10 protein-coding genes are annotated in these 13,797 nt (G+C 53.7%); 6 read left to right on the top strand and 4 right to left on the bottom strand.

Annotated features, from left to right (window positions below):
• Positions 1-199 precede the first annotated feature (199 nt).
• The gene (locus RBB80_RS11735; protein WP_433968341.1) at positions 200-1,369 is read left to right on the top strand and encodes a hypothetical protein; all 1,170 of its coding nucleotides are present in this window, start codon (positions 200-202) and stop codon (positions 1,367-1,369) included.
• A 1,103-nt stretch (positions 1,370-2,472) separates the two neighbouring features.
• On the opposite strand, the gene RBB80_RS11730 is transcribed toward RBB80_RS11735, so the two are convergent.
• Positions 2,473-2,967 carry a hypothetical protein gene (locus RBB80_RS11730; RefSeq protein ID WP_433968340.1) on the bottom strand — a complete coding sequence of 165 codons (495 nt, stop codon included), beginning with the start codon at positions 2,965-2,967 and terminating at the stop codon, positions 2,473-2,475.
• A gap of 150 nt (positions 2,968-3,117) precedes the next feature.
• On the opposite strand from RBB80_RS11730, the gene RBB80_RS11725 reads away from it, so the two are divergent.
• From RBB80_RS11725 to RBB80_RS11715, 3 genes are all read left to right on the top strand, one after another.
• Positions 3,118-4,275, top strand: a complete 1,158-nt coding sequence (locus RBB80_RS11725) for a winged helix-turn-helix domain-containing protein (protein ID WP_433968339.1) — start codon at positions 3,118-3,120, stop codon at positions 4,273-4,275.
• A 307-nt stretch (positions 4,276-4,582) separates the two neighbouring features.
• Positions 4,583-5,347 carry a TolB family protein gene (locus tag RBB80_RS11720; RefSeq protein ID WP_433968338.1) on the top strand — a complete coding sequence of 255 codons (765 nt, stop codon included), beginning with the start codon at positions 4,583-4,585 and terminating at the stop codon, positions 5,345-5,347.
• A gap of 337 nt (positions 5,348-5,684) precedes the next feature.
• Complete coding sequence (locus tag RBB80_RS11715) at positions 5,685-6,242, top strand: sugar O-acetyltransferase (RefSeq protein WP_433968337.1); 558 nt, start codon at positions 5,685-5,687, stop codon at positions 6,240-6,242.
• Positions 6,243-6,631: 389 nt separating this feature from the next.
• Here the strand turns inward: RBB80_RS11715 and RBB80_RS11710 are convergent, their stop codons facing one another.
• Positions 6,632-8,557, bottom strand: coding sequence for a phospholipid carrier-dependent glycosyltransferase (locus RBB80_RS11710; RefSeq protein ID WP_433969624.1), 1,926 nt, complete (start codon positions 8,555-8,557; stop codon positions 6,632-6,634).
• A gap of 385 nt (positions 8,558-8,942) precedes the next feature.
• Here RBB80_RS11710 and RBB80_RS11705 point away from each other — a divergent pair, with 385 nt between their 5' ends.
• Positions 8,943-9,773 carry a TIR domain-containing protein gene (locus RBB80_RS11705; protein WP_433968336.1) on the top strand — a complete coding sequence of 277 codons (831 nt, stop codon included), beginning with the start codon at positions 8,943-8,945 and terminating at the stop codon, positions 9,771-9,773.
• 187 nt (positions 9,774-9,960) lie between these two features.
• Here RBB80_RS11705 and RBB80_RS11700 read toward each other — a convergent pair whose 3' ends face one another.
• Positions 9,961-10,302, bottom strand: coding sequence for a hypothetical protein (locus RBB80_RS11700; protein WP_433968335.1), 342 nt, complete (start codon positions 10,300-10,302; stop codon positions 9,961-9,963).
• A 149-nt stretch (positions 10,303-10,451) separates the two neighbouring features.
• Complete coding sequence (locus tag RBB80_RS11695; protein WP_433968334.1) at positions 10,452-11,018, bottom strand: hypothetical protein; 567 nt, start codon at positions 11,016-11,018, stop codon at positions 10,452-10,454.
• A gap of 959 nt (positions 11,019-11,977) precedes the next feature.
• On the opposite strand from RBB80_RS11695, the gene RBB80_RS11690 reads away from it, so the two are divergent.
• Positions 11,978-13,612, top strand: coding sequence for a hypothetical protein (locus RBB80_RS11690; protein WP_433968333.1), 1,635 nt, complete (start codon positions 11,978-11,980; stop codon positions 13,610-13,612).
• The last annotated feature ends 185 nt before the right edge of the window (positions 13,613-13,797 follow it).

Here is a 13,797-nt window from a genome sequence, read left to right as displayed (position 1 = left end):
TAGCCCTTTCAGTCTCGGACCACACACCGGCCAAGTGCCTTCGGGACTTCCAGTTCAGGCTCAGTGATCCTGTCGCAACCGGCATCTTCTGGAAACACACTGTTTCCAGAAAGCCGTCTATGAAACCCCTTATAGAGCGGGTGTTGCCCGGCAGTTCATCGCCACTTTCCGTCCGCAGTTCTTTCTTTGAGAGGCTTTCATGAACGAGTCAGAAGCAAACCTCCCGTCCGCGACTGGAGTCCACCCAACGTTACCGTTGTCCGGCACCGATAAGGCCGCCACTTCAGCGGCTCAGTCTTCACCGGTGCCGCCATCAAGCAAGGCTCTCGAGATTCTCACTACCATTAAGCATACGATCAAGGCACAGACTCACTTGTCCGACGCCGACATCGCTGTTGCCGCGTTCTGGGTCGTCTCCACCTGGTTCCAGGAGGCCCTTATCGTGCTCCCATGCTTGGTGATCACCGGCCCTCCCCACGAGGCAACCGAACTTCTGCGCGTCCTCCATGACCTCTGCCTTGGATCACTGCTCCTCGCTGGAATTCGCAGGGGAGACCTCAAAGATGTGTCCCGCCATACGCTCCTGATCTCTGAACCCAATCTCAACAATCAGACCGCAGCTCTCTTGGGAAACCTGACAAATCGAGGCTTCGTGATGGTGGAACAAGGGTCCTACCTAAATTGTCATACTTCTAAGGCGGTCTACATCGGCGAAGATCCGACGATTAGGAGGATCCAGCACGCCATCTACATCGACGTGACGCCGGCGCTGAATGCGGACAAACGAATTTCTCCCATAGGGGTTGACCGGGCTGTCGAGGATCTCAACGGCAACTTGGCCAAGTATCGCGAACGTAACCTGGCTCAGGTACGTCGGCTTGCGTTCAACCCCATTGGGATCTCGCCGGAGACCGGCGCCGTCGCAAAGGCGCTCGGAAGCTGCATTGTGGATTCGCCCGACCTTCAGGCGGCGCTCGTTTCAATTCTCGCGCCGCGCGACCAGCAGCGGATCTCTGAAAGGCTGGATACAGCCGAAGCCTTGGTCATCGAAGCAGTCCTCGCTCTGAGCAGGGGAGGCGCCGAACAACTTTACGCAAAGGAGATCGCGCTCGAGGTCAACCGTCTACTGGAAGCGCGCGGCGAGCGGACCAAACTTAGCCCAGAGAAAGTGGGACATCGGCTGCGGAAGTTGGGTTTGGCGACGCGGCGGTTGAGTCAGGTAGGCAATGGCTTAGTTATGGACAAGGAGACGCTGACTCGGCTTCTGACGCTTTCTTCGATGTACTTAGGGGAGGATTGGCTCGCTCTCGCCAAAAACCTACATCGCCCGCAAGTAACTGTAACGACCGAAGTTGAGGAGGTTATGTAAGTTATGGAGGTTTATTGCACTATTTTAGAAGGCTTTCACCAAAGCCTTCTAAAATGAGTGACTTTCACCTTATGAAATCTTGACTGGTTCAGATTTTTGCAATTGATTTGCGGGATAAAATGCAAGAATCTCCGGCTTGTGCCCGCTCTAATTGCAAGTCGATAACAACCGGCCCGCCATCTTTCTCATCTGCTTGAAAAACATGGAGTTACCGGATATTGCTGGATACATCGATATGCCACCAGTGCAGCGTTATCCGCGACCAGTCTTCTTCAATCATCACCCCCGCCGCTTCCAAGCTGGGGTGATTTTCCTTAGAGACTTGGGCAGCACTATCCGGCGGAAGCTTGATCAAATCCCCTGACGCTTGGCGCCGGTACCTGCACATGCGAAGCAGCTCTGTGCTGAAGCTGTCCTCTCTAGGAGGGCCACAATAAATACTAAGCGCTTCAAATAACGAGGTAGAATTCAAACCAGATCCGTGGAGGGTTGAATCATGCGTAAAGGTGCAGATATCGTCGGCTGACTTCGGTCTGCCGTCTGAAGGAAATGAGCTGAGCAGGGCTTCTACATAAGCCTATCCGTTCGGTTTGCCATTCATCATTCAGAGCCTGGAATTCTCTTACGAGAGCTTTCCAGGCTTCTTGCTTGTAGGGGAGACTTGATGTATGTGGCTGCAGCCGGGAACCTGTCCGTACAGCGGGGCGTCATATTCATAGCTCGTTACAGCCTTCAAAAAAATCTAGAGCCGAGATACGATCGAACGCACTCGCTTGCAGCCAGCTTCTTGTTCATCGCCGTCGTCTTCCCGAGTGACGGGCAACCCGCACCTCACCCGCGGTCGGCCGTTCGGGTGCGTAATGAAAGGGTTGCCGACAATGAGTCGGAATCCTGAAACGCCGCGGTTCGATGAGTGCTAAGGCCTGTGGGTGTTGAAAAACTCGAAATCTCAGAAAACCAGTACAAATTTGGGGATAGAAAATGTCTAAGCAACCTCAACAAATCGTTTGTAGGGCATCCTGACGCGATCTATTTTCTGAGGATTTTTGCAAAGTGAGTTTTTCAACACCCACTTGTTATCGTCAATTGAGTGCCGGTGAAATTCAATCAACCTTGTAAGCGACACCGTTGATCGCGCCGCCGTCGACCACCAGGATGAATTTCCGGCCCTGGTTCACCACGATGAAGTGGTAGCCGAGCGGAGGAAAGCCGGGGGCAACGTCGATCGAGGCCGACCCGGTGCAATCCGGGTTGACGCTGTAGGTGCCGGTGCTCGGTCTCCACTCCTGGTCGGGAGGCTGGCCGTTCAAAACGACGTGGTCGATCTCTGTGATGGTGCCGTCTCCGTGAAAGTGAGCGAGAACCAGAGTCCGCAAGGTGGCATCATTCACATCCGTCCTGTTGCCTTCGATCTGAATTCCATAGTCGCCAGTCAGAGTCCGGTTTGAACACCTTTTGTTCTGCTCTTCGTTGCGATCATCGAAGGGGCCTGAATGGTTGAGCTGGCCAAGAGCAAAAGTGCCCGATACCAGGATGATGCCAACCGCAAATTTCCGGGTAATAATGCTCAATGGGGCTAAAGTCGAATTGTTTTTCATAGACCCTCCTTGGGAATGTGAGCCGCAACGCAGGGAAGGACGCGCGACAGGGAGACTTTGCAGGAGGCCGGAGGAAGAAGTCCTGACAGAAGTGTGAAAGTTAGTTGATAGAATTTTGAGGCCCGAGTTCTTGCAGGTATCCCTATATCCGTGAAGTACATCTATGAATTCGGCGACTTTCGCATGGATCCTGCTGAGCAACTTCTGCTACAGCATGGGCGGCCTGTAGCCTTGACTCCGAAGGTCTTTGAGACGCTGCTGATCCTGGTTAAGAGCGAGGGCCGGCTCATTGAGAAAGATGGCTTCATCAGGCAACTCTGGCCCGAAGTCTTTGTCGAGGAAGTCACCCTCGCGCAGAATATTTCTCAATTAAGGAAGGTCCTTGGGGACGGGAAAAACGGAACTTCGATCATCCAGACAGTGCACAAGCGCGGGTATCGATTTACACCTGCGGTAAGAAAAATCGTCTCCGATACTTCAAGGCTGTCGGATATCGCAAATGAAGAACAGGCGGATGTTGTTCTCGCCGAGAATCAGTCGTCAGCTGCAGGCCACCGGCCCGCGGGTCTGAGCCATTCACAGGTCGCACTGACGGCACACGAAACACCAGAGTCTACCCCGCCTCCCATGCTCGATATGCCTGAAAGTTCGAGGCGTCGCGGCTTCCGCATCCTGGGTGCTATCGTGTGCGTTGCGATCATAGTTGTTGTCTCAGGTTTGGTTCTGCGCGCCAGAAATCATCGCAGCGAACATGTCTCCGGACCATCGGCCCGAATGCGGATGGTCCCAATCCTCGATCTTCCGGGAAAAGTAAGTGATCCGGTACTTTCCCCGAACTCTGAACAGATCGCATTCATCTGGGATGGCGAAAATGCCGTGCGCGGGGATGTGTATGTTCATTTGATTGGCGGCGAAAAGCCTCTGCGCCTGACCCATACCGACAGTGGCTTTACTTGCTGTGCAAGCTGGTCTCCGGATGGGCATAAGATAGCGTTTGGCCGTTGCAATGACAGTGGAGGAGCGATCTTTGTTGTTCCAGCGTTGGGCGGTGCGGAGCGCAAAGTTACGAGCGTGGCGTGCATCTACGGGAACGCCGGTTGGCCCATTTGGACCGCAGACGGCAAGTCGCTGGTAATCGCTGCCCAGTGTTCGCCGCAGGGTGCAATCGGCATCGTTCTCTTCTCACTGGCAACCGGTGAGAAACGGTGCCTATCTCATCCGGAGACGGGGACCGTGGCGATCGGACTCCGGTATTGTCTCCCGATGGAAACACGATCGCGTTTACCCGTATGCACTCCAGGACTGTGAATGAAATCTGTACCATTCCCGTGCAGGGAGGCAGCACGCGTGTAGTCACGTCGGACGGAGGAAGTTTTTGGGGCTGATGTGGTCTTCCGACGGAAAGCGTATTATCTTCCGGTCGCCACGGCAGGGTATCAATCGAATCTGGAAAGTCTCCCGCGATGGAGGTTCCGTGACTGCCGAGGATGTCTACCCTGAAGTTGGCTCGCAATCCCATGATGGCAGTCGACTCGCATATATTCAAAGTCCTGGAACCTGGCCGACAGAAGCTGTGCGTGTCACGCTATCCCGGCCTGGTGGACGAGTTCTCGGAGTGCAAGCACTTTTTGCTTCGGGGAGCACCAGCTCGGCTCTTCAACCCTCACCCGACGATCGGGAGCTGGTATTCGAGTCGGACTTGGCGCAGGACGCAGGCTGGACGATGGAAATCTGGAAGAGCAGATCGGACGGAAGCGATCCACTGCAGCTGACCAACTCTCATGGTCATGCCGGAACTCCACGCTGGTCGCCGGATGGTAAGTCGATAGCGTTCGACTATCGGCCGGGATTGAGAAGCCATATCTATGTGATGGATTCGGTGGGCCGCAATCCGCACATGGTAAGCTCTGATCGATTTGAGCAGCAGGCTCCAAGCTGGTCGCGTGACGGCAAGTCGATCTACTTTACGGCTAACAATACGGGAGACTGGCAGGTCTGGCGACACGACCTCGCGTCTGGAGAAGAAACGCAAATCACTCATCAAGGGGGATATTCGGCGTTCGAGTCCAATGACGGCAAGAAGCTCTATTATTCAAGACTCGAAGGTGGAGGCATCTGGACTGTGCCGGTGAATGGAGGCGCAGAGGAACAGATCACAGATGCTCTGCATCATGGCTACTGGGGCCACTTTTCGGTGGTCGATTCCGGAATTTACTTTCTGGACGCAGATGCGGAGCCGGCTCCAACGATAATGTTCTATGACTTCCACAAACGTCGCACTACACCCGTGCTTACGCTTAAGGAAAATCCCTTCCGTGGACGGCAAGTCTCGCGGCGTCACGCAATGGGATTACACTCTACTTTGTGCAGTACAAGCTGACCAGTTCCATCGCCCTGGCCGAAAACTTTCAGTGAAATGCCACTAACTCCGTGAATTAAGAAGGAGTGAGCATGCCGGCGGTTCTTGAAGCAAGATCGCTCATCGAAGAACCGATTAGTCCTGATATGTCGGCTTGTGATGAGTGACTGTCGCTCATCGATCGCGAGTTTTGCGCAAGGCGTGAGGACATCCCGCTCCATCCGCGGCCCTACACCAGTCCGTCCTCCTCGGAACCCTGCATCTGGTCATCGACACACTGGAGAAATTCTTGAGAGTATCCGGCATCAAACTCCACAGAAAGAGGAAGTAGCTCTCTGCAAAAGTGGTCGAAAGGTGCATGATGAACACCGAACGTGGAAAGATGCTTGCCGGAGAAATGTACAACGCGCTAGACCCCGAGTTGGTCCAAGCACGGGACCGCGCTCGTGACCTCTGCCAGATTCTGAACACTACCCGTGAGGGGGACCGGGAGTTGAGACGGGAGCTGCTCTTGAAGATCTTTGGCAAAGGCGGGGATACCGCTTGGCTGCAGCCACCGTTCTTCTGTGATTACGGATCCAACATAGAACTTGGCGAGCGGGTATTCTTCAACTTCAACTGCACCATCCTCGATGTCTGCAAAATAACCATTGGGGACTACAGCCAGTTCGGTTCTGGCGTGCAAATCCTCACTCCACTTCATCCTCTCAACGCGGCGTTGAGACGTAAGGAGGAATATGGCGCTCCTATTACGATCGGGTTAGATGTATGGGTAGGTTCGGGCGCGATCATTCTTCCTGGCGTCACTATCGGATCGCGCACAGTCGTAGGCGCTGGAAGCGTCGTCTCCCGAAGTCTACCGGACAACGTCCTTGCAGTAGGCAATCCTTGCAGAGTCGTTCGCGAGATCGAGTAGAGATCGCGGGACTGAGCGCGCCGTTCAGATTGGCAACGAAAAGTCGCCTGCAGTGAATAATCCCAATTTAGGACGCCACAACCGGGGCTGCCACACTCTCGGCAGCCTCACAGCGATAAGTCGGCAATCGCACGCAAGCTCGACCTCTCAAACCGCCCGCGAGCTTACACCCGGCAGTAGGTCAGTTTGAATTCATCGACTGAACTCCGCTGAAGATGAGCTGCCACTTGGTGTCTTCGCCGACCGCAACGGCGTTTATGGGGAGTAATTCTGAGAATTGCGTGCAACCGACGCTCAATGAGCGCTTTGCCCTGTTGTCTGCAATCAGGCAAGTGTCGCCATCGACTTCGGATGGAAAGAAAAACCTCACTGCTTATGTTTTGACGATGTCACGGATGCAGCTTCTGCTCTAAATCCGGCACAAACAGCGGCTGGGCGTCGGCTTCTAATCGATGGGCCGCTGCCAGTGCCAATTCATAGGCGGCTCGTGCACTGTTTTTGTCGCCTACTGCTGTCTGGGCGTCTCCCAAGGCCGTCTGCGCCAGCAAATTTTCCGGCTGCAAAGCGACAGCCTTCTCTGCCGCAACCAAAGCTTCTGCGGGCCTCTTCTGCCTGAGCAGGATATTCGCCGTTTGGACTGCTGCCAAGGCCGCCGCTTCAGGGACATGGAAATCGCCGTGGTACACAAACACGCTGTGATCGATCTGCTCCGCCATCGGCATCCACCGGAATCGCTCGAAGACATTCAACTGATCGCTGGGCCAGTCACAGGCTTCCAGATCGTCTGCGCTTAACAGGAGGTTGCCATGGATGGTTTCCGGCACGTCGACCGGCAGAATCTCCCATAGGGTATGGGCCGTGGGGAGCGGGTGGCAGGGAATGCCGTAGGCTTGCGGACGAAGATCCGGATAAGCGGAATAGGCGAACCAGCACTCCACGCCAGGGTGGGCGTCAACCCATTGCTTAACGTGTGGCAGTTGCTGCGCCCAATCCACACTGGAGTCGCTCAGATATTTGTGTGTGTTTTCCGTTCCGCCCCAGGCTTCGTTGCCGTACGCCATCTCTGCCGGAAAAACAGCCATGACGGAAACGATATGACACGCCACCAATCCTCCACCGATCCACATCCAGCGCCGGCTATGCTGCGCGAGCGCTGTGAGACCCGCTGCTGCCAGCAATGCAGCCAGTGGATACAAGAGCAGAACATGACGAGTGCCGATGTTCATACCGCTGAGGATCGCCGCAGTGAGATAGATAGCGCCAGGCACAGCCAGGTACGCCAGCTCCCTACTCTGCCTGAGCCTTCTGCTGACGAGCGCAATACCGGCCAAAACCACCAGACCGATCAAGCCCAGAGTGGTCTTGATGGACAGCGCGACTGGAAAGTACCACCAAACGCCGTGAGGATAGTCGTGCCCCAGCAGGAAGATGGCATACTGCTGCGCCGCATAGTGAATGTCAGTTATTCCCATCAGGTAGGATTCCGGCAGCAACCGCCAGTTGGCGAGATGTCCTATGACCCAACTGTTCACCCCTGTGAGAGGTGCAGCGTATTCGCTCAGCGTCGGGTTCATGACCAGCCCCGCCGGTCTGGCCGCATAGCGAAAACCGTAGAAAGCCCAGAGCAACCCAACCGCGAGGACCATGGTGGCTACCAATCCGCCAAAAAGTGTGCCAGCCATCCGCTTGCGCTGTCCCCGCTCGGCACAGGCGATCTCTACCAGCGTCAATCCCAGCAGCATGGGACCCAGCAAAATCCCGCTGTGCTTGGCCGACAGCGCTAGTCCCGCTGCCAGGCCGGTGAGCAACAGACGAATCACAGACGGCTGCCTTGCGTAACGGTAGAAGCAATAAATTGTCGCCAAAAAGAAGCACGCGACTCCCACATCGGTGGTTACCAGATCACTGTTGGCCAACACATTGGGTTCGAAGACCACCAAGAGCAAAGCCAGCAAGCCAGCGGACTGGCCAAAGAGCTTGCTCCCCATGAGAAATACCATCACTGAGAGGCCCATGGCGAAGACACCTGCTGCCAGGCGCATGCGGAAGAGCAGGCGATGGCTTGGGCCATCATTTCGTTCCATAAAATCACGGCCATCCCGGTACGCCTCACCCTTGAACATTCGGTGTTGCAGCGGAGGCACCCAAAGCTGCTCCTGCAGCAGCGGCAGTGTAGCCACCAGTTTCACCAGCGGCGGATGCTCGGGATTCAGACCGTAGTCACCGGTATGCCACATCATGTAGCCGGCGAAAATATGGTCGCCCTCATCAAAGGTGAGCGACTCGCCATGAACAATGATCGCAATCAGCATCATCTGCAAAACGATCAATCCGCCTGCCAAGGTCCAGACTGGCATTTTCAATCTATTCATCGAGACTCCGCCTCAACAGCTTTACGAGTGCAATGCAGTAGCTGAGGAAAACGCCATGCGCAATCATTCGCGCCTCCACTTTACCGATACTCACTCGGGACGAATGATAAATCGCCAAGGCGCTCACCGACGCCGATTACTCCCCGCAAGTCGGCATGGCGACTAGAATCGGCTGCCGCGCAGCCAAGGCAATCAGCGTCGCCATGGGCGTTTCCGAGTACTAATCCTTGGAGACGTGCTCAACAGCGCTCAGATCGGCGGACATTGGCCGACTTTCGAGGACTGATCCTCGTATACTTGGTTCTTCTTGCAGCTTATGAAAAGGAACGTGGCCCGCATAATGGGAATAGAACCGAAGCTCGTAGTGACGCGCAAAATCGCTGGAGCAGGGCTTGAGAAACAAATTGCAGAGGGCGAGAAGCTCCTCGAGAGGCCGATTACAGATTCTGTAGGTGATTATCAGCAGTTCCAGAACGACGTGATGTTATGGAAAAGCCACTCCATCGTTCTTGTCGGAACATTCTTTGACACTGACCAAATAAAGCGCAATCTTACCTTCTCTTTGGCCGTTGCTCTCCCGCGCTCTCCAATTCACAAGAAGTGGGAGCAGCTTAACAAAGAGTCGGGCTTCTTTCAAACACAGCTTCGGTCCATTTTGAAGAACTTGGTTCTCTACAAAGTCAAGCGTAAGCCAGTTAAGAAGCTGGCGCCTAGCAACAAGGTGCTGCGAAAGGAGAAATACGAAGGTGAATGGGATCTGTTTATTTCGCATGCAAGCGAGGATAAGGAAAGAGTAGCAAAGCCCCTTGCCGAGAAGCTGAGGAAGCAGAAAATTTCGGGGCGATTGGTCAGGGTCTGGTATGACGAGTTCTCGCTCGGCTTAGGTGACAGTTTGCGAGCTTCGATTGATAAGGGTCTCACAGGTTCACGATTTGGTGTCGTAATACTGAGCAAGAATTTCTTCAAAAAAGATTGGACTAAGAAAGAGCTGAATGGGCTATTCGCACTTGACTCCACACACAAAAAGAGGATTTTGCCTGTTTGGCATAGGATTTCGGCTTCTGAAATCGCGGAGTTTTCGCCGATGCTAGCGGACAAGCTTGGCGTAAACAGCAGGAAAGGGTGGATGAAATCACCAATCAGATATTGGCGCAACTGAGGCTTGCCTTAGATTCTGAAAGGCCGGCGCGGGCAGGCAAGAAGAAGTAGCTTTCATTCCGTTTGCTTGGGTGTCATCGCGTCATTTTATATGCAGAATCACTGCCTCCTAAATTACCAGAATTGGTCAGGACGGCGCGCGCCATCGATAGTTCGAAGCAAGTCCGCAATAGTGCAAGAAAGTATTGTCAGTGAAGCTGCCCGGCAAACCAATCCATTACCCGCAAAAGGCGATCCATTTGTCCTTCGCCTGTCAGTATGCTCAACGGGATAAACGGCTGTCTGGCAATGCAGTCCGTCGGCAACTTCACTCCTGGAATCAAGTTCAGTTTTTCGAGAAACTCAATCCGCTTGGGCTCCGCATCGAATGGAGGCTTCATGCAATCCCGGAAGTTGATATAGAGTTTGCCTGACGTCATGAGCAGCATCGGGTACAGCTTCATCGTCCCGTCTGCCAGGAGGAACCCGGTCACCGATCCATCCAATTTTCCGTGGCCATAGATCGTTCCAGAAGACGTGTTCTTCTCCATCCACGCCACGATTTTGTGGGCCGCCTGCACCACGTCAGGTTTATATCTGGATGCAAGCTCGTTGAAGAACGACTCCCGATCCCAACTGCGTGCCGCTGCCCCAGACTTCTGTGCTCGCGCTCCCTCGGTCTGTCCAAAAAGTGTTGGAGCTAGGGTTCGCAGGCCGTTCTCTCCCCGTACTGTCTGAGTTCCAGGGCCAGAACCTCAGCGGGATTCATTTGGCGGTTCAGGAACTCAACGATTCTGCGTAGTTCCCGGGGAATGACGTCGGCCACGAAAAGAAGCCGTATCTTCTGCGCCTCAAGATTGGTCTTGACTTGAGCCCAAAACCGGGAACTCTCGACCTCTGGGCCAAACCTCTGCTGCAACTCTGAATCCGGATCTTTATCGCTCTTGGCACACGTGGCCTCAAACGCCGAGCGTATGGTTTCCACGGTCCAGTAGGCCGTGCCATTAGCCGCATAGTCGAGCATCTGTCCGACCACCTCTCGGCGCAAACGGGTGTCGGTCTGACGCTTCACTTCGACGATGGTTGGCACACCATCCTGATCGAGAAATAGATGATCGGCAGACCAGAGTCCTGATCCGTTCATCTCACCGGGAATGGCGATTTCCCGTGTCACCAAAACCCATTGTCTAGGCTCTTCGGGGTCGATCAGGTCACCCGAAAGCAGTTCCGGATATTGTTCCAGCAATCGCTGAAAGTCGATCTCCAAAGCAAACTGGGTTGGCTTGAGCGCGACCAGTCCTCCATCCCCGGACAACGCGAACATGTAAACCTTTCAGAGAAAATACGAAACGAAGGTTGATTGCCACGAAAAGGCTCTGCTTTGACCCAAGATCAGCCTTAGAGTGCCACACGACGATAGCGAGCTGCCTCTGCGTCAATGCCCTAACGTATGGGGCCCTAGCGTTCGTAAGCAGGCATTTTGTGACTGAGCGAACAGTTGCTGTTGCGCCGGAGATGTTCGAAGTGCGCCGACTCCCCTGCATGAGGCTTTACAGCCCGTTTGCACTCCGGGCACATCAAACCCAATTTGCCATCAGGAATCGCTACACCGGTAGCTTCAACTATGGTTTTAATTGCAAGCGCAAGCTGTACGTCAATGAGGCATTGTTCGATCTTAGCCATGGGCTTAAAGCTAGCACAGCTCTCGCGAATTCACTGTGTATACAGGCGCTCCGCACTCTATGTTCGATTCGACCAGGCTAGAGATGCTATGGTTCGATTGCCAGGGCCACTTTCGGTCGTTCGATGGAAACATGGGACAATCAGATGTTTTAGATGCTCCGCCACGCTCTATTGCGGGTGAAATTGCTAATATCGTTTGCACCAACCAAGATGTCCCGAATGCGGCAGATTATTGTGCAGGCTTTTCTTCTGACGCATGTCAGCGAATTAAGAAGGTGGTCGAAACCAATGTGCCCCCGGCTTCTGTAAGCCTGGGTTTGGACTAGTGGGCAGCGGCCTCACGCCGGAACAGTTGAGAATATGTTTTGCGATGCCGCCGGTCGGGAGAAATTAAAAACGGCGGGTGACCGTGTCGCATGGTGCGACATCAACTGAATTAGGTGTCCCCGTCTCGATTTTTCGAACTAAGCAGAGAATTGCTCCTACCTACTCTCAAAGCCCAGAACGGTAATAGCCTATAGAGGCTTCGATCGCGACAAAAAGATGCGAGAACCAATAAAAGAGGCAAAAAAGCAAAGCGGAGGTCTTTCTATATCAGAATATCTTCCACTTCCGAGACCTCGTGTAAAGTCGAAGACCGGGGTCTTGATTGGCAGACCACCAGCTGTTGATGGCTATGCTGCAATGTCCGGAGATCAACTCTTGGACGAATGCAGAGCATTGTACGAGCGAGAAGGCATTACGGCATTTAGCTTCAAATCGCTCAAGTTTCATAAGCTCTACTTCCCTCTTTACAGCAAAGGTCTAAAGCTGGCACATGTCATCAAAGCATTGCATCTTGAAGACGAGTACCACGCTCATCGTTTAGCACAGCCAATGAGAGCTGGGGGACGAGAATGCTTCAGATGGACATGGGATCGAGTACTCACAGAAGCACGAGAGGTTGCGGAGGAACAAGGTAGCCTTCCCGCGGCTGCATGGTTTCAAGCTAATGGTCATGGGTCATTAGTGTCTTCGGTTTACAGCCTTGGATTTACATGGGTGGATCTACGTTCTGCCCTCAAGGACTTTTCCAACAGCAACTTTGTTGAAAGCCGAAACGGGTTGCGGTGGCTCAGTCACGCCGAAGCGTCATTATCTAATTTTCTATATGCAAGAGGAATTGAGCACCGCAAAGGGCGCAAGTATGCGGATGGCTATGCCGAGCACAGTGGATATCGTTACGGGATGTATGATCTAAGGTTTTTGGCCTCAGATGGTCGTTGGGTGGATGTTGAGGTCTGGGGCGACAAACCGCTAGGCTTGGAAGAGGAATACCGAGCCAAACGCATTTTGAAAGAGGACTTTAATCAAGAAAACAACCCTAATTTCCTAGGCGTTGGATTTCGGGATTGCTATGAAGAGAAGCGCCTGACCGACGTACTAGAGCCACACATAGGGAGAATTGAACCATTTCAATTTGATAAGCCGACCGACCGCCTGATTCACGCGACCCACTGGAGCAATGCGGACGAGTTACTCGAATACGCACGTCATCTCACGGCGACAATGCCCGACGGGAAGTTTCCGACAGAAGAGTGGCTTAGGAAGCGGGGAAAGTGGGTGGATCGTCCGGGCGAAGCTTTGAATACTTTTTCCGTTTACATCAAGCTGTGGTTCGGCGGCGTTCGAAATCTGCGTAAGCTCCTCGATCAGGAGCAAGTCAGCACAATCGATTGGACCGCCGAAAAAGCGCTTGAGGCTTACAGAGAGTTCACTGAGCGGCACGGGATGACACCGGACCAAGCTCGACAACGATACAAGAGAAAGGGAGAGTTATCGGCAGGGATCGAACGAGAAGCTTCCAAAATTGCTATGGCGGTCCTTAAATACGCTGGTGGTGCTGTAGCCGCAAGGGAAAGCCTGGGCATTGATCTCGTGAGGGGGAAAAAATGGACGCGGGATTTGGTCGTTACCGCGGCGAGAGAGATAGTTGCTGAATACGGACTTTCACCGATCCAACTGCTGAGTGACCATCGTGCCGGGCATGTGATATTGCCAGAGACGGTAAAGAAGCGAGTCGGACAAGTGATAGGAGCTTCTGGCCATTGGGGCGGTATGCCGGCAATACTTAAGGAAATAGGTTTTACGCCGCCCTCTCGGTACTGGACCAGGCGTAAAACTAGAACTAAGCTGTAGTCACCAAACAGCCCCTGGGATTATGCAATGGATACTCTGGCGACATAGACCAGGACTTATATCGGGAAAAGCCAGATGACAAGAACGAAACAAATCAAGCTGCAGAATGTCCGCCTTTTGGGAGGTCAGCAACCTTACCCAGCAACTAGCATCCCCATTCGAGAGGTAATTTGTGGCAGGCGAAC

Origin of the sequence: Tunturiibacter gelidiferens (assembly GCF_051013345.1) — a bacterium.
Taxonomy (GTDB): domain Bacteria; phylum Acidobacteriota; class Terriglobia; order Terriglobales; family Acidobacteriaceae; genus Edaphobacter; species Edaphobacter gelidiferens_A.
Note: the sequence above shows the minus strand (reverse complement) of the source record. Positions and strands in the feature narration are given on the sequence as shown.